Annotated in this window: 21 protein-coding genes; 15 read left to right on the plus strand and 6 right to left on the minus strand. The window is 32.0% G+C overall.

Features of this window, described 5'->3' with window-relative positions; genetic code table 11:
* Window positions 1-41: 41 nt before the first annotated feature.
* Both NYQ10_RS13495 and NYQ10_RS13500 read left to right on the plus strand, forming a co-directional pair.
* Window positions 42-914, plus strand: coding sequence for an AraC family transcriptional regulator (locus tag NYQ10_RS13495; protein WP_289876853.1), 873 nt, complete (start codon window positions 42-44; stop codon window positions 912-914).
* Window positions 915-1,007: 93 nt separating this feature from the next.
* Window positions 1,008-2,369: an amidohydrolase gene (locus tag NYQ10_RS13500; protein ID WP_289876854.1), complete on the plus strand. Its 1,362-nt coding sequence runs from the start codon at window positions 1,008-1,010 to the stop codon at window positions 2,367-2,369.
* Between the two features lie 221 nt (window positions 2,370-2,590).
* On the opposite strand, the gene NYQ10_RS13505 is transcribed toward NYQ10_RS13500, so the two are convergent.
* Window positions 2,591-3,178 carry a DUF4142 domain-containing protein gene (locus NYQ10_RS13505; protein WP_276174049.1) on the minus strand — a complete coding sequence of 196 codons (588 nt, stop codon included), beginning with the start codon at window positions 3,176-3,178 and terminating at the stop codon, window positions 2,591-2,593.
* 247 nt (window positions 3,179-3,425) lie between these two features.
* On the opposite strand from NYQ10_RS13505, the gene NYQ10_RS13510 reads away from it, so the two are divergent.
* The 7 genes from NYQ10_RS13510 (at window position 3,426) to NYQ10_RS13540 (ending at window position 7,509) form a co-directional block, all read left to right on the plus strand.
* Window positions 3,426-3,743, plus strand: coding sequence for a hypothetical protein (locus tag NYQ10_RS13510; protein ID WP_289876856.1), 318 nt, complete (start codon window positions 3,426-3,428; stop codon window positions 3,741-3,743).
* A 15-nt stretch (window positions 3,744-3,758) separates the two neighbouring features.
* Window positions 3,759-4,343 carry a hypothetical protein gene (locus tag NYQ10_RS13515; RefSeq protein WP_289876857.1) on the plus strand — a complete coding sequence of 195 codons (585 nt, stop codon included), beginning with the start codon at window positions 3,759-3,761 and terminating at the stop codon, window positions 4,341-4,343.
* Window positions 4,344-4,610: 267 nt separating this feature from the next.
* Complete coding sequence (locus tag NYQ10_RS13520; RefSeq protein ID WP_289876858.1) at window positions 4,611-4,913, plus strand: hypothetical protein; 303 nt, start codon at window positions 4,611-4,613, stop codon at window positions 4,911-4,913.
* A gap of 245 nt (window positions 4,914-5,158) precedes the next feature.
* Complete coding sequence (locus NYQ10_RS13525; RefSeq protein ID WP_276174046.1) at window positions 5,159-5,398, plus strand: DUF7218 family protein; 240 nt, start codon at window positions 5,159-5,161, stop codon at window positions 5,396-5,398.
* 41 nt (window positions 5,399-5,439) lie between these two features.
* Entirely contained in the window at window positions 5,440-6,534 is a 1,095-nt protein-coding gene (locus NYQ10_RS13530) for a DNA topoisomerase IB (protein ID WP_289876860.1), read from the plus strand.
* Window positions 6,535-6,616: 82 nt separating this feature from the next.
* The gene (locus tag NYQ10_RS13535; RefSeq protein ID WP_082586828.1) at window positions 6,617-6,778 is read left to right on the plus strand and encodes a DUF1328 domain-containing protein; all 162 of its coding nucleotides are present in this window, start codon (window positions 6,617-6,619) and stop codon (window positions 6,776-6,778) included.
* Between the two features lie 86 nt (window positions 6,779-6,864).
* A complete protein-coding gene (locus NYQ10_RS13540) occupies window positions 6,865-7,509 on the plus strand; it encodes a DUF5661 family protein (protein WP_289876861.1) in 645 nt (214 codons plus the stop codon).
* A gap of 83 nt (window positions 7,510-7,592) precedes the next feature.
* Here the strand turns inward: NYQ10_RS13540 and NYQ10_RS13545 are convergent, their stop codons facing one another.
* Window positions 7,593-8,129 (minus strand): hypothetical protein, encoded by a 537-nt coding sequence (locus tag NYQ10_RS13545; RefSeq protein ID WP_289876862.1) that lies wholly within the window; start codon window positions 8,127-8,129, stop codon window positions 7,593-7,595.
* A 189-nt stretch (window positions 8,130-8,318) separates the two neighbouring features.
* Here NYQ10_RS13545 and NYQ10_RS13550 point away from each other — a divergent pair, with 189 nt between their 5' ends.
* Genes NYQ10_RS13550 through NYQ10_RS13560 form a run of 3 tightly spaced genes read left to right on the plus strand, consistent with a single transcriptional unit; the run spans window position 8,319 to window position 10,393 of the window.
* The gene (locus NYQ10_RS13550) at window positions 8,319-8,894 is read left to right on the plus strand and encodes a ferritin-like domain-containing protein (RefSeq protein WP_289876863.1); all 576 of its coding nucleotides are present in this window, start codon (window positions 8,319-8,321) and stop codon (window positions 8,892-8,894) included.
* Between the two features lie 18 nt (window positions 8,895-8,912).
* Window positions 8,913-9,683 (plus strand): endonuclease, encoded by a 771-nt coding sequence (locus tag NYQ10_RS13555; protein ID WP_289876864.1) that lies wholly within the window; start codon window positions 8,913-8,915, stop codon window positions 9,681-9,683.
* A complete protein-coding gene (locus NYQ10_RS13560) occupies window positions 9,680-10,393 on the plus strand; it encodes a DUF72 domain-containing protein (protein WP_289876866.1) in 714 nt (237 codons plus the stop codon). Before NYQ10_RS13555 ends, NYQ10_RS13560 begins: the two co-directional genes overlap by 4 nt.
* A 106-nt stretch (window positions 10,394-10,499) precedes the next feature.
* On the opposite strand, the gene NYQ10_RS13565 is transcribed toward NYQ10_RS13560, so the two are convergent.
* Window positions 10,500-11,000, minus strand: coding sequence for a pyridoxamine 5'-phosphate oxidase family protein (locus tag NYQ10_RS13565; RefSeq protein ID WP_289876867.1), 501 nt, complete (start codon window positions 10,998-11,000; stop codon window positions 10,500-10,502).
* Between the two features lie 199 nt (window positions 11,001-11,199).
* Between NYQ10_RS13565 and NYQ10_RS13570 the strand changes: the two genes are divergently transcribed.
* Window positions 11,200-11,631, plus strand: a complete 432-nt coding sequence (locus NYQ10_RS13570; RefSeq protein WP_289876868.1) for a response regulator — start codon at window positions 11,200-11,202, stop codon at window positions 11,629-11,631.
* Between the two features lie 2 nt (window positions 11,632-11,633).
* Here NYQ10_RS13570 and NYQ10_RS13575 read toward each other — a convergent pair whose 3' ends face one another.
* On the minus strand, window positions 11,634-14,447 hold the full coding sequence (locus tag NYQ10_RS13575) for a PAS domain-containing protein (protein ID WP_289876869.1): 2,814 nt from the start codon (window positions 14,445-14,447) through the stop codon (window positions 11,634-11,636).
* 210 nt (window positions 14,448-14,657) lie between these two features.
* Between NYQ10_RS13575 and NYQ10_RS13580 the strand changes: the two genes are divergently transcribed.
* Window positions 14,658-14,999 carry a hypothetical protein gene (locus tag NYQ10_RS13580; RefSeq protein ID WP_289876870.1) on the plus strand — a complete coding sequence of 114 codons (342 nt, stop codon included), beginning with the start codon at window positions 14,658-14,660 and terminating at the stop codon, window positions 14,997-14,999.
* Between the two features lie 404 nt (window positions 15,000-15,403).
* A complete protein-coding gene (locus NYQ10_RS13585; protein ID WP_289876871.1) occupies window positions 15,404-16,210 on the plus strand; it encodes a hypothetical protein in 807 nt (268 codons plus the stop codon).
* Between the two features lie 69 nt (window positions 16,211-16,279).
* Here NYQ10_RS13585 and NYQ10_RS13590 read toward each other — a convergent pair whose 3' ends face one another.
* Together NYQ10_RS13590 and NYQ10_RS13595 are read right to left on the minus strand one after the other, a co-directional pair.
* On the minus strand, window positions 16,280-16,540 hold the full coding sequence (locus tag NYQ10_RS13590) for a SemiSWEET family sugar transporter (protein WP_276174034.1): 261 nt from the start codon (window positions 16,538-16,540) through the stop codon (window positions 16,280-16,282).
* Window positions 16,541-16,720: 180 nt separating this feature from the next.
* Window positions 16,721-17,566, minus strand: a complete 846-nt coding sequence (locus NYQ10_RS13595) for an SDR family oxidoreductase (RefSeq protein WP_289876872.1) — start codon at window positions 17,564-17,566, stop codon at window positions 16,721-16,723.
* Between the last annotated feature and the right edge of the window lie 184 nt (window positions 17,567-17,750).

Below are 17,750 nucleotides of genomic sequence, written 5' to 3' on the forward strand. Positions count from 1 at the left end.
CTTTTTTGTATTTTTGAAAAGAACAATCAAAAGCAAATTCTTTGAATAAAGATCTAATTCCTGTTTTATCTGTTGGCAATATACTTGGAGAAGAAACTTTAGGTATTACTTTATTTCGCCATAGCGTAAAGGGAAGAAATGCTTTTGAACAACCTCATAAACACGATTTTTACCTCGTTTTTTTCGTAGAAAAAGGATCAGGAATTCATAATGTCGATTTTACAAAATATAACGTTGCAGATAATCAGGTTTTCTTTGTTAGGCCAGGTCAAGTTCATAATTGGCTGTTGAATGAAGATACAATAGGTTTTCAGCTGATGCTTTCGTCTGAAATTGTAAATATATTTTCAGGTTTAACCATTTTACCATTCTTTGAACAAAATGTTCCTTATTGCCTTAAGCTGAACGAAAGCAGGTTTCAGGAAATAAAAAATCATCTTCATGATATTGAATTATTGCTACCCGAAAATGATTTGTTAAACAAAGAAATCACATTGTTGCAACTTCATTTGTTGCTAAAATTGTTGCAGAAAGATTATTTAATTCAATTTCCAGAACATGATTCTTCTTCAAAACCCGAAAAGATTATTAAACAGTTTAATTTTTTAATTGATCATCATTTTAATGAAGAATCTTCGGTACATTTTTATGCCGATAAATTAAATATCACACCCAATTATCTCAATATTCTTTCGCAGCGCTATTTAAAAATTCCCGCTGGCGATGTTATAAAAGAACGAACTATACTAGAAGCAAAACGTTTGCTTACTAGTACAGACTTATCAATCAAAGAAATTGCCTACCAGTTAGGGTTTAACGATAATACTTATTTTACTAAAGTATTTAAAAAGTATGTTGGCAAAACACCAGGTGATTTTAAAGAAAGTTATAAATTTTACCATCCTTATCCGTAATATTACCGTTCTGTTTTCGGTTTCTAAACGAATTTTGCATAATACTTTTCAATATAAAATTTGAAACGTATTATAAAATGTAAAAATCAAGATATGGAAGAAAATCTCATAAGCAGAAAGAAGTTTTTAGGATTAGGAGCAGCGGCAACAGGCGCAGCGTTGTTTTCTGGAATTGGAGCAAATGCAGCTTCGCAAGTTTTGCCCGTTATGGAAGAAAATAAAACTTCAGGAGAATATATTTTAAGCAATGTAAGATTGGAGGACGGTTTTGAATACAACGAAAAAAATGAAGTTGTAGCAACAAAAACGAACTTATACAATTTGCATATTGCTAATGGTAAAATCAAAAATATCATTTCTGGAAAATCTGATTTGAAACTAAAAACCATAGATGCAAAAGGACTTTTAATGCTTCCGGGATTGCGAGATATGCACATTCATATCGATAAAACATTTTATGGTGGCAATTGGAATGCGGCTCCTAGAAAAGGATATACGGTAAAAGATATGATTACGCTGGAGCAAAAACTTATTCCGCAATTATTACCCGATTCACAGCGAAAAGCCGAAGAAGCAATTAAATTGATGCAAAGTCAAGGAAGTTATTTTGCTAGATGTCAAACGAATATTGATCCCGTAAGCGGACTGAAAAGTCTGGAACATCTTTTGGCAGCATTAGAAAATAATAAAGATAGTTTTGGATGGGAAATTGTAGCTTTTCCGCAACACGGAATTTTGTATTCGCAGTCAGAACCGTTATTGCGTGAAGCGGCTAAAATGGGAGTTGATTTTATTGGAGGCTTAGATCCGACAAATGTTGATGGCAATATGGAAAAGTCGCTCGATACAATGTTCCAAATTGCACTTGACAATAAAAAAGGAATCGATATTCATTTGCATGAATCACCGCCATCTGGAAAAGCTGCGATTGAATATATTATAAAAAGAACGGAAGAAAATAAAGAACTTCAAGGAAAAACATATATCAGTCATGGTTTTGCTTTGGCAAGAATGGAACCAAAAGATATGGAGAAAATTGCCGAACAAATGGGCAATTTAGGAATTGGAGTAATTTCTACTATTCCGATTGGAAGAACCATAATGCCAATTCCGACGCTAAAAAAATACGGCGTAAAATTGATGACAGGAACAGACAGTATCGTCGATCACTGGCAGCCTTTTGGAACTTGCGATATGCTAGAAAAAGCAAAATTATGCGCACAACTTTACGGATGGACTGATGAATTTGGTTTAAGCCGAGCGCTTCATATTGCAACAAAAGACGAAATTTTACCATTAAATGATGCCGGAACACGAACTTGGCCATTACCAGGAAACGATGCCGACTTTATTCTAGTAAAAGCAAGCTGTTCTGCCGAAGCTGTAGCACGTCTTCCAAAAAGAGAAGGAGTTTTCTTTAAAGGAAAAATGATTTCAGGATCTTTAAAAGTATAGGTTCAAAGGAACAAAGGGACAAAGGTTCAGAGGCTTTCAAAAAAACCTTTGTCCCTTTGTGCCTCTGAACCTTTGAACCTCAAAAAAAACAACCCCCTCAAGCAATTCAACTCTTGAAGGGGTTTTTAGCAAAGATTTGAGGTTCTTAGATGCTACATTTAGAACCTTAGAATCTCAGAATCTTCGCATCTAAAAATAAATAATAACCAATTAAATTTATTTTACTTTTTGTCTAGGTTTTGTTTCAGCAATTTAGCGTGTTCTAAATGTGCCGTTAAACCCGCAATATTATTAGCAGCCCAAGTTCTAACTTCTTGATCGTTGGCATCTTTGGCTGCTTTTTCTAGTTTTTTGATTGCTTTTTCGTGACCATCAATCATTAAGTCAGCAAATTTTTTATCGAAATCAACACCAGTTTTTTCGTTCAATTTATTGTATTCCTCTTGTCCGTCTTCAGTTAGAGAAGTTGGAAGAGTAAAGTTTTTCGCTTTTGCTAAAGCACTTACTTCAGAAGCCGATTTAGTATGCTCATCAACAAGCATTTTACCAAATTTTTTCACTTCAGCATTTGTACTTTTAGTTTGTGCCAGTTTACCGATTTCAATTTCTGCCAAATTTACTTCAGCCTGATCTACTAAGAACTCAGAATCGTCTTCTTTGCTGTCAATAGAATCGAATTTTGCCTCATTTGCATCTTCTGCTACTTCTTTTGGATCTTCTTGTTTCGTTTCATTTTTACAAGATTGAAGGCATAATATAAGTAGTCCTGCTCCTAAAATGGTTTTTCCGGCTAATAGTAACTTTTTCATGATTTTAATAGTTTAAATGTTATAATGTAAAATTATTGAGAAGATGTAAGAAAATTTTACAGGATTTTAAAAGATTGTTATAGGATTTTTATATTTTTAATTCTGATAAAGAATGTATGTTTTATCAAGTAAAATTAAATTTAGAAAACTAACATGTAGAATATCAATGAAAATAGCTAGAACAATTTGTTTATTTATCTTATTTGGAATTTTTTGCATTTACATAAATTTTTTCTCGCCATTTGTAATGCCTTGGCAAAGAGAAGATGCTATAAAAAGTGCTTTGAGTTGGGGACAATTAGAAAAACTTCCTGAAAATGCAGAGATTATTGATATGGAAAAAAGAGGCTCAATCTTTACACGTCAATTTATAATTGAGTTTGAAAGTTCTGAATTGGAAATAAAAAAATGGATGCTAAAGAGTAAAGGATTCAAAAATAATATTCCAAAAACTATAAAAAACACCAAAATCTATCTCATTTATCCAAAAGAAGATTTGGAATCATCTGGAGGAAAAGTCGAAATAACCGGAAACAGAGTTTTAATTAATATGAGTTGGAGTTAATCAATCTAATCCAAAATGAGAAAAAATCTTTTTACAATTTTACTTTCAATAATAATCGTCTCTTGCCAATCAAACTCAGAATTCAAAACTCTAGATTTTGGTGATTTTGAAATAACAGTTCCACAGCAATGGGAAAAATTAGAATTTAAAGGAATTGATAGTTATGTAGGAGGGATAATTACACCAGAAAAAGATTCTTTGATTTTTGATATTGGTTGGTATTCTAGCGATATCACTAAAAATGATCTTCCATTAGTTTTTGACAAAAATAGTTATGCAGAATTAACTCAAAAGCAAAAACAGCTTTTGAAAAAGACCAAACATTTAATTGTAGATTCTTTATCAGGAGATATTGAATTTGCAAAATACAAAAGGCACAAATTTGTTTTTTACAACATAGATTGCTTTAAAGCAAAGATAATTACACCTGCAAATAAAGAATTTGGCACAACGGGAATTTATATTGATAGTTTAAGAGGCAATTCTAAAGATTTCAATAAGACTAATATGTGTTTTTATGGTCGTAATTTAAAAGAGAAAACACAAAATCAATTTGTAAAAGCTTTGAAAACGATCAAGCTTAAAGAATTTTGTCATTAAAAAAAGCTACAAAATCATTTTATTACTATTATGAAAAAAACGCAAACGTTTACCGTTGTAAATATAGTATTGTTGGGAATTTTCATTTTGCTTGGATTTTATTTTAAATCTGCGAAAAGTAAATATCTAAGAACAGATATTTACGCATTTAAAGAAGATTCATGGAAATATTCAATCGTAATTTCTCTTCTATTATTACTGATAATAACCTTTTATTTCATTCATTTTTTAAAGAAGAAAATAAGAATAGGTAATTTGCTTTTAATTATGCTATATGCATTTATGATTCCGTATTTTTTTAAAACTTACATCGATAACTTTTTGCTTTACATTAATACACAATTTACTCACGAAGTTGCTGTTGTAGAATATAATATAATTGAAAACAAAAAAAATAAAGTGTATGAATTATATGACGGAAATATTTTTATCGATGAAAAAGAAGAATTAGATAAAATCAGCAATCATATAATTAATTCAAAATATAAGTCAATTCGCGAGTATAAAAATAAAGATGTTATCAAGGTAGAATTTACTAATGGTTTATTGAATGTTAAATATTTAGAATAAAGAAATTAGTTTTTAATATTTAAAAACAAAATCCCAACTCCCTATAGAGTTGGGATTTTTGTTTTATAACATTAACCATTAATAATTAACGATTCATAATTCAACTAAATTTTACATTCCCACTTTCAGAATTCCCATGCTACAAATATGAAATTACCAACCAAAATTCTATAACAGAATCGCTTTACTTTTTGAGGAACTTTGACTTATCAGATTTTTAGAAATAATCTTTAAAAATTAAAGTCATGCCAGATCCAAGAATTAAGAATGAAAAGCAATATGAGGCGTTGGTGAAAAAAGGATACAGCAAAGAAAAATCGGCGCGTATAGCCAATACACCAGATGCAGGTGAGAAAGGCGGAAAAGCAAAACCTTATGAAGAATGGACAAAAGAAGAGCTTCAAAAACAAGCGAGTAAAGTCGGAATACAAGGAAGATCTTATATGAATAAAAAGAGTTTAATTGACTCTCTAAGAAATAATTAAAATTTGAAATGAATTATTAGTGTGATAAAAATTTAAATATCATGAATGCTGCGAGAAAAGAAATTTTAATGGATCAATTGATAAAGACGCCACATTTAGTAATAGAAAAACTAGATCTGGAGTATATAAATGATAATCAATTGACGATTGTAAGATGTCGCGAAGGAGAAAATTTCGTTTACAAAAAAAACGGAAAAAATGTAAAAAGCAAACATGAAATTAAACGTATTAATAGTTTAGTGCTTCCACCGGCTTGGGAAAATGTTCGAATCACATCCATAACAAACGGTCATTTACAAGCAGTTGGAACAGATTTAAAAAACAGAAAGCAATATCGCTATCACCCAAAATGGAATCTGATTCGAAATCAGACTAAGTTTTATAAAATAGCGGCATTTGGTGCAAAACTTCCATCGATTCGAAAACAAGTTGATCTTGATTTAGAGAAGAAAGAATGGTCGAAGGAAAAGGTAACGGCTTTAGTCATTCGATTGATGGAAGAAACGCACATTAGAATTGGAAATGAAAAATACGCCAAAGACAACAAATCGTACGGACTTTCTACTTTGAGAAAACGTCATATCAATATCAATAAAAATTCACTTCGATTTGAATTTGTCGGTAAAAAAGGCAAGCAGCATACAATAACTACCCGAAATAAAAAACTGATAAAATTAGTTAGCCGATGCGAGGAAATTCCAGGTTGGGAAGTTTTTAAATATTACGATAAAAACGGAGAAAAAAAGGTGTTGGACAGCCATATGGTAAATGAATACCTTCATAATATATCTGGGGAATATTTTAGTGCGAAAGATTTCAGAACGTGGGCAGCGTCAATTATTTTCTTCGAAAGTTTAATGGAAATGGGAATTGCATCTAGCGAGAAAGAAATTAAACAGAACGTTATAACTGCTTTTGATTTAACTGCTGAAGCGCTTGGAAACACTCGAAAAGTTTGCAAAGATTATTATGTTCATCCGCTTTTGATTTCTACTTACGAAGACGGTTCTATTGAGAAATATTTCGATATGGCAAAAAAGAGCCGAAGCACTAGAAAGTATTTTACAAAATCAGAAATAGCATTTTCAGAACTGATTCAGAATTATGAAATTAATCTAGAGTCAGAATGTTCATAAAAGAGTTAAAGCGTCTCTTTAAAAGCTTAAAAACACATACAGACAAAATCAAAAAATCAGTATTAACTAAAAAACTATTATTATGTTACGTTGGACAGTCACATTTATTATTCTAGCCATAGTGGCGGGAATATTTGGTTTTGGCGGAATTGCCGCTGGAGCCGCTAGTATAGCAAAAATTTTATTCTTTATATTTTTAGTCTTATTTGTTATTTCTCTAATCAGCGGAAGAACAAGAGTTTAATAAAAATATCAGTAAATAAAGCAAACAAAACGACACATTTATTTTGATGTGTCGTTTCTGGTTTCAATCTAAAAATAATAATAGTCATGGGAACAAAAAGCGGTGCTTATCAGGATGTATACGTCAAAAGAGACGATGCAATGGTAAGTTTGAAAAATGATGTTACAGATTTTTGCGAAAAATATATAAAACCAGTTCATCCTCAAAATTGGGATTGGTCGATACGAGATTTTGAAGATCCAAAAAATGATCCGACAGATGCAGAGGCAAGAGCTATTGCAAATGTCGTTTTTAAGGATTTAAATGATAGAAAACACACAGATGTTGATCTTTCTACTATGAATAATGTGCATGCGATAAAAGCTTATTTAGATCCGAAAAGCAAACACGAAGCTTTTAATATGGAAGAATTTGCTTTTGCTTTAAAGGTTGAATTAGAGCATGGTAAAATAAAAGATGTCAACGTGACCAATAATCATCCTTTTTTAACCGCCATGATTGCACTTGCGCACATGACAGAAAGTTTGACTTATTATAAAAGATTAAAAGTGATGGAAGCTGAAGGAGAAATATATGAGATTCTCAGAAAACTAGAGCATTCATCTCAAAAAGAAAAATGGCAGAAAGAATTGCACAAAGCAGAGTTGGAGCTTAAAGAAGCAAAAGCCGGATTGGCTGAGCGTTTGGAAAAAATGGACGATATTCCAGTATTGAAAATTATTGGAGATTAAGTTGAATTTTTAAACTCAAAAAAACCGTCCCGTTTTTAAACGGGACGGTTTTTTATTTTTACAATTTTTTTTAATTTAAAATTTTATAATCGGCGAGGATCATTTTCAGGGTATTCTTCATCGTCGTTATCTTCTTGAACATCATCTTCGATATAATCATTATCGTCGTCTATATCTTCTTCAATATATTCGTCTTCTTCCTCTTCTTCCTCTTCTTCCTCGTCATCATCTTCATCCTCATCTTCGTCAAGATCTTCTAGAACCTCTTCTGTTTCATTAAAATCATAATCGTCTTCTCCTGCATCTGAAGGATTGTCTAGTTCATCTCTTTCTTCTTCCAGTTCAACTTCATAAATATCGTCGTTGTTGTCTTCTAAATCTCTGTCGTTATGAAAGTCATCATTTAGATCATCCAAATCATCATCCGTAAGATCTTCATTTGGATTTGGGCGGTTCGGATTATGTCCATTTCTAACCATATAACCACGTTCTGCAATTTCTCTATTGTCATTATCAGGTTTGGTTGCATCGTCTTTAAGATCTTTTCCTAAGTTTCGATCAGAAGTAAAATGATCATTAATTTCTCTATAATGGCTGTTTTTTTTATCTATAGTGCTCATGACATCTTGTTTTTATGATTTGTATACTACAAAGCTAGTAACGATAGTGCAGGAACTTATTATAGAATTATAAAGTCTAATTGTATAATTAACAGATGTTTAGAATGCAATTTATATTCTAAATCATATAACCACTACCATTTTGTAGCTATTAATTTTATAATCTTATTAATCGCAAAAAATAAAACCATGAAAACTGCAGATAGTAAAAAAGAAACTACTTCAAAAAAAGAAACAACTCCAAGAGGAGTTACTAAACCAAAATCGAACGCTGCGTCTGGATTGACAGAATTGTTTGAAGATGGATTAAAAGATATTTATTGGGCAGAAAAAGCTTTGACAAAGGCATTGCCAACAATGGTGAAAAATGCTTCTTCGGTTGAATTAAAAGACGCAATCGATAATCATTTGACAGAAACAGAAGAGCAAATTGCCCGTTTAGAGCAAGTGTTTAAAATTATTGGGCAAAAACCTACTGCCAAAAAATGCGATGCTATGGAAGGTTTAATTGAAGAAGCAAAAGGAATGCTTGAAGAAACCGAAATAGGAGTGGTGCGTGATGCAGCAATTATTGCCGCAAGCCAGAAAATTGAGCATTACGAAATTGCAACTTATGGTACATTAAGACAATTTGCCGAAACTCTTGGTTTGCCAGAAGCAGCAACTTTGCTAGAACAAACACTAGATGAGGAAAAAGGCGCAGATAAAATACTGACAGAAGTCGCTGTAAACGCCATTAATCTCGAAGCCGCAGAAATCGAATAAAGTTTAAATACCACCAAAGTGCAGTTTTTTAAACTGCACTTTTTAATTAATAAATATATGCCCGAAGGTCCGTCTATAGTAATTTTAAAAGAAGAAGTAAAGCAATTTACTGGACAGAAAGTAATTTCTGCGTCTGGTACAAGCGCTATTGATTTTGCCCGAATAAAAGATAAAACTATTAATTCTTTTAAAACTTGGGGAAAACACTTTCTAGTTTGTTTTGATTCTTTTAGCATCAAAATCCAGTTGCTGATGTTTGGAACTTACAAAATCAATGAAAGAAAAGTAGCTAAACCAAGATTAAGTTTGATTTTTGAAGATGGCGAACTCAATTTTTATACTTGTTCTGTTAAGATTTTAGAAGGCGATATAAATAAACACTACGATTGGAGTGTTGATGTAATGAATGACAATTGGAATCCTAAAAAAGCGCAACAAACGCTCGAAGAATTGCCAAACGTTATGATTTCAGACGCAACTCTAGATCAGAATATTTTTGCAGGAGTCGGAAACATTATTAAAAATGAAGTTTTGTATCGCTGTTATGTTCATCCGGAATCTATTGTTGGCAAAATTCCGCCACACGAAATAAGTCAGATTATTGCCGAATGTTCTACATACAGTTTCGAATTTTTATATTGGAAAAAGAAAGCTGAACTCAAACAGCATTGGGAAGTTTATAGCAAGAAAAAATGTCACCGATGTAATCTTCCTATTCATTGCAAGAAAACTGGAGTAAGAAAACGAAATAGTTTTTTCTGCACAAACTGTCAACAATTATATAAATGAAAAATCAAATAGCAATAGGATGTTCAAGCTTTTATAACAGTTTCTGGAAGAATATTTTCTACCCTAGAAATCTGCCTTCAAAATCATGGTTCGATTTTTATTGCCAGCATTTTAATACTTACGAGTTTAATGGAAGTTTTTACAAATTTCCGACCGTGAGAGTTTTTAATAATTGGTACGATAAAACGCCAGAATCTTTTTTGTTTTCAGTTAAAGTTCCCAAAGAAATTACGCACATCAAGAAACTGAAAGATTGCGAAGCCCTTTTAGATGATTTTTATGAAGTTTGTAAATATGGAATGAAAGAAAAATTAGGTGCCATTTTGTTTCAATTTCCCCCGAGTTACGATTTTAGCAAACAAAAATTAGAAAGTCTTATCGGACTTCTTAATTATGATTTTAATAATGTAATTGAATTTCGCCATAAAACTTGGTGGAATGAAGAAGTCTGGAATACTTTTAAAGATAATAATATTACTTTTTGTAGTGTAAGTTATCCCGATTTACCTTCTACAATTTTTAAAGATTTTCCGTTGATTTATGTTCGTTTTCACGGAGTTCCTAAATTGTTTCATTCTGGCTATTCTAGCGAAGAATTGCACAAATTGAATGAAGAACTAAATTCAAAAAATGGATTTGTTTATTTTAATAATACAGCAAGCGAAGCAGGAATTTTAAATGCTTTAGAATTGAAAAGAATGCATACTTAAAATTATTTAACCGCAAAGTCCGCAAGGATTTACGCCAAGTTCGCTAAGATAATTTCTTTTGCGTGCATTGCGTAAATCCTTGCGGACTTTGCGGTTAAGTATAACGTTACAATTTCAAATTTCCTTCAATTCCATCATCCATTGTATGTCCTGTAACGAATGCTGCCGTCATTTTAGCAATTGCTACCATTTTTCCGTTTTTATTATTCCAATAATAACCATCTTCTGGAACAAATTTGATAACGCTCAAATTTGGATCGTCAACGCCGCCTGGCATCCAAACTTTTACAACCGGACTCCATAATCTTTCAATAGTTTCTTTATCATATTCAATACTTGCAGTTCCGTGCAGCGTAAGAAATTTATCGTGAGGTTCAGAAAAGAAGATTTCAACCATCGGATTTAATGTAATTTCTGCATTCTGACTGCTGTTTCTGTCTGATAAAAACCAAAGTTGTCCTTTATCGTCAATTTCTTGAACAGACATTGGTCGCGATTGCAATCTGTACTCATTGTAGGTACAAAACATGCAAGTTTTAATATTTTCAGCAAGATCTTTAATTTTCTCTACTGCAAATTCATCTGTAAGGTCTTTATGATCGCCCATAACATTATATTTTAAGTTTATATTTACTTCTAATTATTTGATTATGGTAAAGTTGGCTCTTTTTAAAGTTTTTCCGATTATATAATTAAACATAGAAATTATGATATTTCAATTCTTAATGTTTGTATAAGAATTTGGCCGAATTTAAAGTGTTATGGATAAAATGCTTTATATTTGATAAAATTTCCTAATAAATGCCATGACAGATTATACCATTTTTTATACCGACGATGATGAAGATGATATTAGTATCTTTTCTGATGCAGTAGAATCGATACCCCAAAATATTATTCTTCAAACTTATTCTGAAGGGCAAAAATTGCTGAACGCTATTTTTAATCCGCCTTCAACTCCTTATGTTGTCTTTTTAGATTTAAATATGCCTGGAAAAAATGGATTTGACGTTCTAGAAGAAATTAGAAAATCGGATCAGAATAATGAAATCCCTGTTGTAATATATTCAACTTCAAGCGAAGCAGGAATTATTGAAAGATGCAGAAATCTTGGCGCAAACTATTTTATAACAAAGCCAGTTTTAATGCGTGATATTATCAAAGCAATAGAACATGCCATTCAAATCGATTGGAGCGAGTTTATTCCAACACAATCTAACTTTGTCTTTAAATCCTGATTTTAAGTCAATTCTGGAATATAAACATTAAAAATAGAACCTTCGCCTTTTTCGCTAGAAACCGTAATGATACCTTTGTGATTTTCAACGATTTTCTTTACAATGGCAAGTCCAATTCCTGTTCCTTTGTATTCGCTTTCGGTATTTAACCGCTGGAAAACTTCAAATATTTTTTCTTTATAAACAAGTTCAAAACCGATTCCGTTGTCTGAAACTTGCAGATGATAGTATGTTTTATCTTTAAATTCAGCATCTGGAATTAATTTTCCGTCAATTTGTTCTCCAGAAATTTTTACTATGGGAGGAATTCCTGGTTTAGAAAACTTCAATGCATTTTCTACTAAATTATGAAGCAATTGTCTAAATTGAAACTGAATAATTGTTGCTTCTCCTAGATTTGCATATTCGACAATCGCATTTTTTTCTTCAATTCGATCCGAAAAATCACTTACCACTTCTTCAGCAATTTCATCAATATTGACTGTCGTGAAAACTCTTTCGGCAGAATTTGTTCTAGAGTAGGTTAATAAATCCTGAATTAAATTCTGCATTTTTTTGGCAGAAACTTCGATTCGAGCTAAATAAGTTTTTGCAATTGCCGAAATATTCTGTTCATCTAAATCGGCTAATCGGCTAGCAAAAGTCTGAATTTTTCTAAGCGGTTCCTGAAGATCATGACTAGAAATATAGGCAAAAGACTGTAGTTCAATATTCATATTTACTAAATCTCTATTTTTGATTTCCAATTGTGTGGTACGTTCCAGAATCTGTTCTTCAAGACGATTCGTGAAGTTTTTTTGATCTTCGATATCAGTGCTCGTTCCAACCCACATTTGTATTTTTCCAAATTCATCTATTTGAGCAATGGCGCGGCTCAACTGCCATCTATATTCGCCATCTGAACGCTTAAAACGATGAATAAATAGAAAGTCTTTTCCTGATTTTACAGATTCCATCCAGAGTTTTACATTTTCTTCGCGATCATCTGGATGTACAATTTGCAGCCAACCATTTTTTTCAATTTCATCTTTGGTTATTCCAGAATAATTATAAAACGTTTCATTAAAATAATTTAAATTTCCTAACGTATCACTTGTCCATATAAGATGCGGCATAGAGTCGGCAAGGAGTCTGAATTTTTTTTCGCTTTTAAATAATATTTGCTGAATATCTCTTTCGTCAGTAAAATCCATAACGGTGCCTAACATTTTGGTAGGTTCATTATTTTCGTCAAAAAATACTTTTCCGTGCACTTTTATCCAGCCAATCGTGTTATCTAATTTTAAAATTCGAGCTTCATATTTGTAAATGCTGTTTTTAAGAGCTTCTGTAAGCGCAGCTACAACAATGTGTTCATCTTCAGGAAGAATTCTATCTCGAATATCCTGATGCACGATTTTTTTATTCTTTTGAAAACCAAAAATATCCAGAATATTATCGCTGTAGATTAATTTTCTGGTTCTAAGATCTAAATCCCAAGTTGCGATTTCTCCAATTTCTATGGCTAACCTTGCCCTTTCTTCTGCCGTTTCTACTTTTTTTCTAGCTTTTACTTTCGAAGTTACATCGTAAACTGTGCACATAATGCCAGATGCTTTTCCGTTTTTTTCGTAAAGCGTTGTGTACTCGTAATCGAGATAGAATTTTTTTAGTTTTCCTTTAATATCGACATAAGCGACAGATTCGTTTTCGCGAATTGTTTTTCCATTCGAAAGCACTTCGTTTAGCAATTCCGGATATTTTTGATCTACTAATTCTGGAAAAACTTCTAATAGAGGTTTACCAATACAATCCTTTTCTTCTCGTTGCCAGATGTCGTGCATCATTGTTAAATTGGCCATTTCGATGATATATTCTTTTCCTCTAAAAATAGCCATTGCAATAGGAGATTCCATTACAATATTTCTAAAAGCTTTTTCGCTTTCAGACAAAAGATGTCTAGCTTTAACTTCCTCAGTTACTTCATAAGAAATTACAATAACTCCTGTAATTTCTGCATTTTCTTCTTTTAGAGGATAAAAAACAAGATTAAAATACCCTAATTCTTTCTTGTTGTATCTATTTAATGTTACGGCTAATTCATCTGTATAATAAGGAACTCCTGTTTCAAAAACATTTTTTAATAGTGAATATGTGGTTTCTTTTGCTTCAGGAACCGATTCAAAAATAGGTTTGTTTAAAATGTCTTTTTCTTCTTTGTCGATAATATGCAGATAGGTAGAATTAGCCATTTCTACAATTAAATCTGCACCTTTCAAAATGCAAATTCCCAGCGGTAATTGTTTTACTGTATTTCTGAATCTTTTCTCGCTTTCTTCAAGGTTTTTACGAGTAATGACTTGTTTTGTAGTTTCATTGCAAATTACTAAAACGCCAGCAGTTTTTCCGTTTTCATCATTTACTGGACTATAGCTAAAAGTCCAATATACATCTTCCATTTTGCCATTTCTATAAATAGGCAGCAATTGGTCTTCGTGCCAAGTTGCTTCTCCTTTATTTAGAACTTGATCGATTAAAGGTTTTATGAAATCCCATATTTCGGGCCAGTAATCAGCGCCTTTTTCTCCAAGAATTGCCGGATGTTTTCCGTCATTTCCAAGACTCGGACGATAAGCGTCATTATAAAAACAAATATGATCTGGCCCCCAAAATAAAAACATGGGAAATTTAGAATTTAAGAGAATGCCTATAGTGGTTCTAAGACTTTGTGGCCAAGATTCTACAGCACCAACCGCTGTTTGGCTCCAGTCTTTGGCTCGAGTAAGTTTACCCATTTCTCCTCCATTTGCCAGAAAAGCATAATTATTATTACTCATTAAATTTTTGATTTATATTCTCAGAAACAGCCAAATTTATTTCTATTCTAAAGGTAATAATTCCTGCTTAAAATTTGACTTGTTTAAAATTAATAAAAAATAAATATTCGCTCAAAATTGATTTTTGAATGAGCTAAGATTAAAATCGTTAGAGTTAATTTTATCTGTTTTCAATACGGAAATTTGAATAAAAGATTAAAAACAGAAGCCATGAAAAGAGAAGATTCTAAACACGAAATCGACAATATAAAAAGATATCAGGAAGAAGGATATGAGGTAAGTTATTTGTTTGAAAACAATCATTTAATAAATGCCGAAACCAAAAAAGCATATAAACCAGAAGATGTTTTTATTGTGGCGCATCATCGTTACGAAGGAATGAGCGATCCTGATGATATGTCAATCTTATATGTTATCGAAACAAAAGACGGAGCAAAAGGAACACATTTATTAGGATATGGCCCAACGGCAGATTTAGAAGAAGCCGAATTTTTTAAAGATATTCCAAAAGCCAATTATTCTAAAAATGCAGACATAAACGAATTGACATAAAAGGAATAAAAATAGATTGATATTTTTATTTTGCTGATGAGCAGTTGTTTCAAATTTATTTGGAGCAGCTGCTTTTTTTTGTGGGAGGCACAAAGGAGCAAAGGCACAAAGTCACAAAGGTTTTTGAAAGCGAATACTATTTTTTTTTGTGTTTTTTATGGGTTTGCGGTAAATAAGATTATATAAAAATATGTTTTTACGAATATGGAAAACCTTTGTCCCTTTGTTCCTCTGAACCTTTGAACCTGAACAAAATAATAATTATGAAAATTCTCTCCGAAATTGTATAAAGGTTTGAGAGACAATATAAACGAAATTTGAATTATAGAAATGAAGAGAAAAACCGAAGTTAGTTTTTGTACGTAAATAATTACTAACTGATTTACTAAAACCAAACCAAAATAATGAAAAAACTTTACATAAATACAGGAGGATTTGATGCTGTTTTTAATAATCTTAAAGATAGTTTTGGAGGCGATTTGCAAATTACTGCCAACGAATATATATTAAAAATAAAATCAAAATGGGCGAGCGGAAGCATTTCTGGAGTTCGTTTTGAAAAAGAAATGACTTATCTAAACTTTGATTTGACTTTTAATCAAGATGTTAGTTTAAGTATCGAATCTCATCCAATGGCGCCAGTATTTTTTGCATATTGCGAAAAAGGAAATGTACTTCATAGTTTTGGTGCCAATGGAGAAATCAAATCCCTGAAAAAAGATCAATCCGGTATTATGAGCAATTCGTCAGCCATTAATAGTGTGCTGTATTTTGAAAGTCATAAACAAATTCAGTTTTCATTAATCGGAATGCCAACAAATAGCGACAACAGTAAATCTGATTTTGCAGATCAGGTGCGTACTATTTTTGTGCCTAATTCTGGAAATTATATTTATATCGGAGCTGAAAATCAGAAAATTGGAAATAAATTTAAAGAACTTAAAGCTATTCCGCAGCAAGGAACAGTTCGTTATTTGCTGATGAAAAGTATTTTACGCGAAGTTTTAGAGTTAGAGATAGCGCAACATAGTTATAATTATTTAACGCCATTTGTGCCTATTTTGAATTTTGCAGCAAAGCAGTTATCAGAAATTAAAAAACTTTCCTCTTTAAATTTAAGTGCGATTGCAGCACCTGTAGTTTTTCTGAAAAGAAATTTGCAATCCAAAACTTTGGCTTTAAAACCTTATAATCAAAAATTAGCTAGCTAGTAAGCATCTTATATCTTCACTTTCAAAAAAACAGCTTTGGTCAAGCTGTTTTTTTCATTTAAAGAGTTTTCATTCTTTTTCGTAATGCAGAATAAAATAAACCATAATGAGATTTAAAACCAAAGAAACGCTGTTGGTAATAATTATCGGAAGATCGTTTTTTAGAATGCCATAAACAATCCAAATTGCAATTCCGAAAGTGAGAATTCCAAACATTTTTAGAGAAATCTCTTTTACTTTTTTGGTTTTCCAAACTTTTAAAATCTGCGGAACTGTCGAAATGGTGATGCAAGCTCCTGCAAAAAGACCAAGAATATCTATATAATTCATTTTTTCTAAGGTTCTAAGGTTCTGAGGGACTAAGAGGCTGAGGTTTTATGTTTTAAATCTCGCAAAGGCGCTAAGTCCCAAAGTTTTATTTTTTATGAATCTGCTTGAAGCTAACCTTTGCGACTCTGCGACTTTGCGAGATTTAAAAAAAAACTTTTTGCGAACTTTGCGTTTAAAAAATCAACCAACCAATTCGCCACCATTTATATGAATAAACTGTCCAGTAATATAACTGCTGTCTTCGCAAGCCAAAAACACATATGCAGGCGCCACTTCAGAAGGCTGTCCTGCTCTTTCCATCGGATTATCTTTTCCGAAATCCGATAATTTGTCAAAGCTTGCCACAATAAGCGGTGTCCAAATTGGCCCAGGCGCAACACCGTTTACACGAATTTGTTTTTTCGCTAACATCGTAGAAAGCGATCTCGTAAAACTAACAATCGCGCCTTTTGTACTGGCGTAATCTGCAAGATGTTCGCTTCCGCGAAAAGCCGTCACAGAAGTTGTATTAATAATCGTATCTCCTTTTTCTAAATACGGAAGTGCAGCTTTTGTGATATAGAAATAGGGATAGATATTGGTTTGAAAAGTTTTTTGGAGTTGCGATGACGTTATTTTTTCTAAATCCGTTTGCGGAAATTGTACAGCTGCATTATTCACAATAACATTAATATTCTTAAATGTCGTGTAGCATTTTTTTATTGCAGATTTGCAAAACTTTTCATCTTTCAAGTCGCCGCTAATCAAAAGGCATTGCTGTCCTTCTTTTTCAATCATCGCTTTTGTGTCTAAAGCATCTTTATTTTCTTTTAAATAGATAATGGCAATATTGGCGCCTTCTCTTGCAAAATGCACGGCGACACTTCTGCCGATGCCACTGTCGCCGCCAGTTATAAAAGCAGTTTTTCCTTTTAATTTGCCACTTCCGATATAGTTTTCTCTAATAATTTCTGGTTCAGGATTCATTTTATGTTCATTGCCAGGAAGATTTTGTTTTTGCTCAGGAAAGGTTATTTTCTTTTTCATAATTTTCTCTTTTTAAGCTCTTTCATGCTTTTAAAATTACATGAAAATTGAAATTTTACTTGTCTTAATAGGAATTTTGTTTGCCTCAAAAGATTTAAATCTAGTTTAATTGTACGGAAATACATTCAATTTTGTAAAATGTTAAAATAACAGGAATTTTCTAATAAGTTCATACTCACTCTCG

The sequence above is a fragment of the Flavobacterium johnsoniae genome, from assembly GCF_030388325.1.
Taxonomy (GTDB): domain Bacteria; phylum Bacteroidota; class Bacteroidia; order Flavobacteriales; family Flavobacteriaceae; genus Flavobacterium; species Flavobacterium johnsoniae_C.

What these genes read in the sequence shown, in the direction of transcription:
- NYQ10_RS13500 (WP_289876854.1), top strand. Translation starts at nt 1,008, where the DNA reads ATGGAAGAAAATCTCATAAGCAGAAAGAAGTTTTTAGGATTAGGAGCA.
- NYQ10_RS13505 (WP_276174049.1), bottom strand. Translation starts at nt 3,178, where the DNA reads ATGAAAAAGTTACTATTAGCCGGAAAAACCATTTTAGGAGCAGGACTA.
- NYQ10_RS13510 (WP_289876856.1), top strand. Translation starts at nt 3,426, where the DNA reads ATGCCTTGGCAAAGAGAAGATGCTATAAAAAGTGCTTTGAGTTGGGGA.
- NYQ10_RS13515 (WP_289876857.1), top strand. Translation starts at nt 3,759, where the DNA reads ATGAGAAAAAATCTTTTTACAATTTTACTTTCAATAATAATCGTCTCT.
- NYQ10_RS13520 (WP_289876858.1), top strand. Translation starts at nt 4,611, where the DNA reads ATGCTATATGCATTTATGATTCCGTATTTTTTTAAAACTTACATCGAT.
- NYQ10_RS13525 (WP_276174046.1), top strand. Translation starts at nt 5,159, where the DNA reads ATGCCAGATCCAAGAATTAAGAATGAAAAGCAATATGAGGCGTTGGTG.
- NYQ10_RS13530 (WP_289876860.1), top strand. Translation starts at nt 5,440, where the DNA reads ATGAATGCTGCGAGAAAAGAAATTTTAATGGATCAATTGATAAAGACG.
- NYQ10_RS13535 (WP_082586828.1), top strand. Translation starts at nt 6,617, where the DNA reads ATGTTACGTTGGACAGTCACATTTATTATTCTAGCCATAGTGGCGGGA.
- NYQ10_RS13540 (WP_289876861.1), top strand. Translation starts at nt 6,865, where the DNA reads ATGGGAACAAAAAGCGGTGCTTATCAGGATGTATACGTCAAAAGAGAC.
- NYQ10_RS13545 (WP_289876862.1), bottom strand. Translation starts at nt 8,129, where the DNA reads ATGAGCACTATAGATAAAAAAAACAGCCATTATAGAGAAATTAATGAT.
- NYQ10_RS13550 (WP_289876863.1), top strand. Translation starts at nt 8,319, where the DNA reads ATGAAAACTGCAGATAGTAAAAAAGAAACTACTTCAAAAAAAGAAACA.
- NYQ10_RS13560 (WP_289876866.1), top strand. Translation starts at nt 9,680, where the DNA reads ATGAAAAATCAAATAGCAATAGGATGTTCAAGCTTTTATAACAGTTTC.
- NYQ10_RS13565 (WP_289876867.1), bottom strand. Translation starts at nt 11,000, where the DNA reads ATGGGCGATCATAAAGACCTTACAGATGAATTTGCAGTAGAGAAAATT.
- NYQ10_RS13570 (WP_289876868.1), top strand. Translation starts at nt 11,200, where the DNA reads ATGACAGATTATACCATTTTTTATACCGACGATGATGAAGATGATATT.
- NYQ10_RS13575 (WP_289876869.1), bottom strand. Translation starts at nt 14,447, where the DNA reads ATGAGTAATAATAATTATGCTTTTCTGGCAAATGGAGGAGAAATGGGT.
- NYQ10_RS13580 (WP_289876870.1), top strand. Translation starts at nt 14,658, where the DNA reads ATGAAAAGAGAAGATTCTAAACACGAAATCGACAATATAAAAAGATAT.
- NYQ10_RS13585 (WP_289876871.1), top strand. Translation starts at nt 15,404, where the DNA reads ATGAAAAAACTTTACATAAATACAGGAGGATTTGATGCTGTTTTTAAT.
- NYQ10_RS13590 (WP_276174034.1), bottom strand. Translation starts at nt 16,540, where the DNA reads ATGAATTATATAGATATTCTTGGTCTTTTTGCAGGAGCTTGCATCACC.
- NYQ10_RS13595 (WP_289876872.1), bottom strand. Translation starts at nt 17,566, where the DNA reads ATGAAAAAGAAAATAACCTTTCCTGAGCAAAAACAAAATCTTCCTGGC.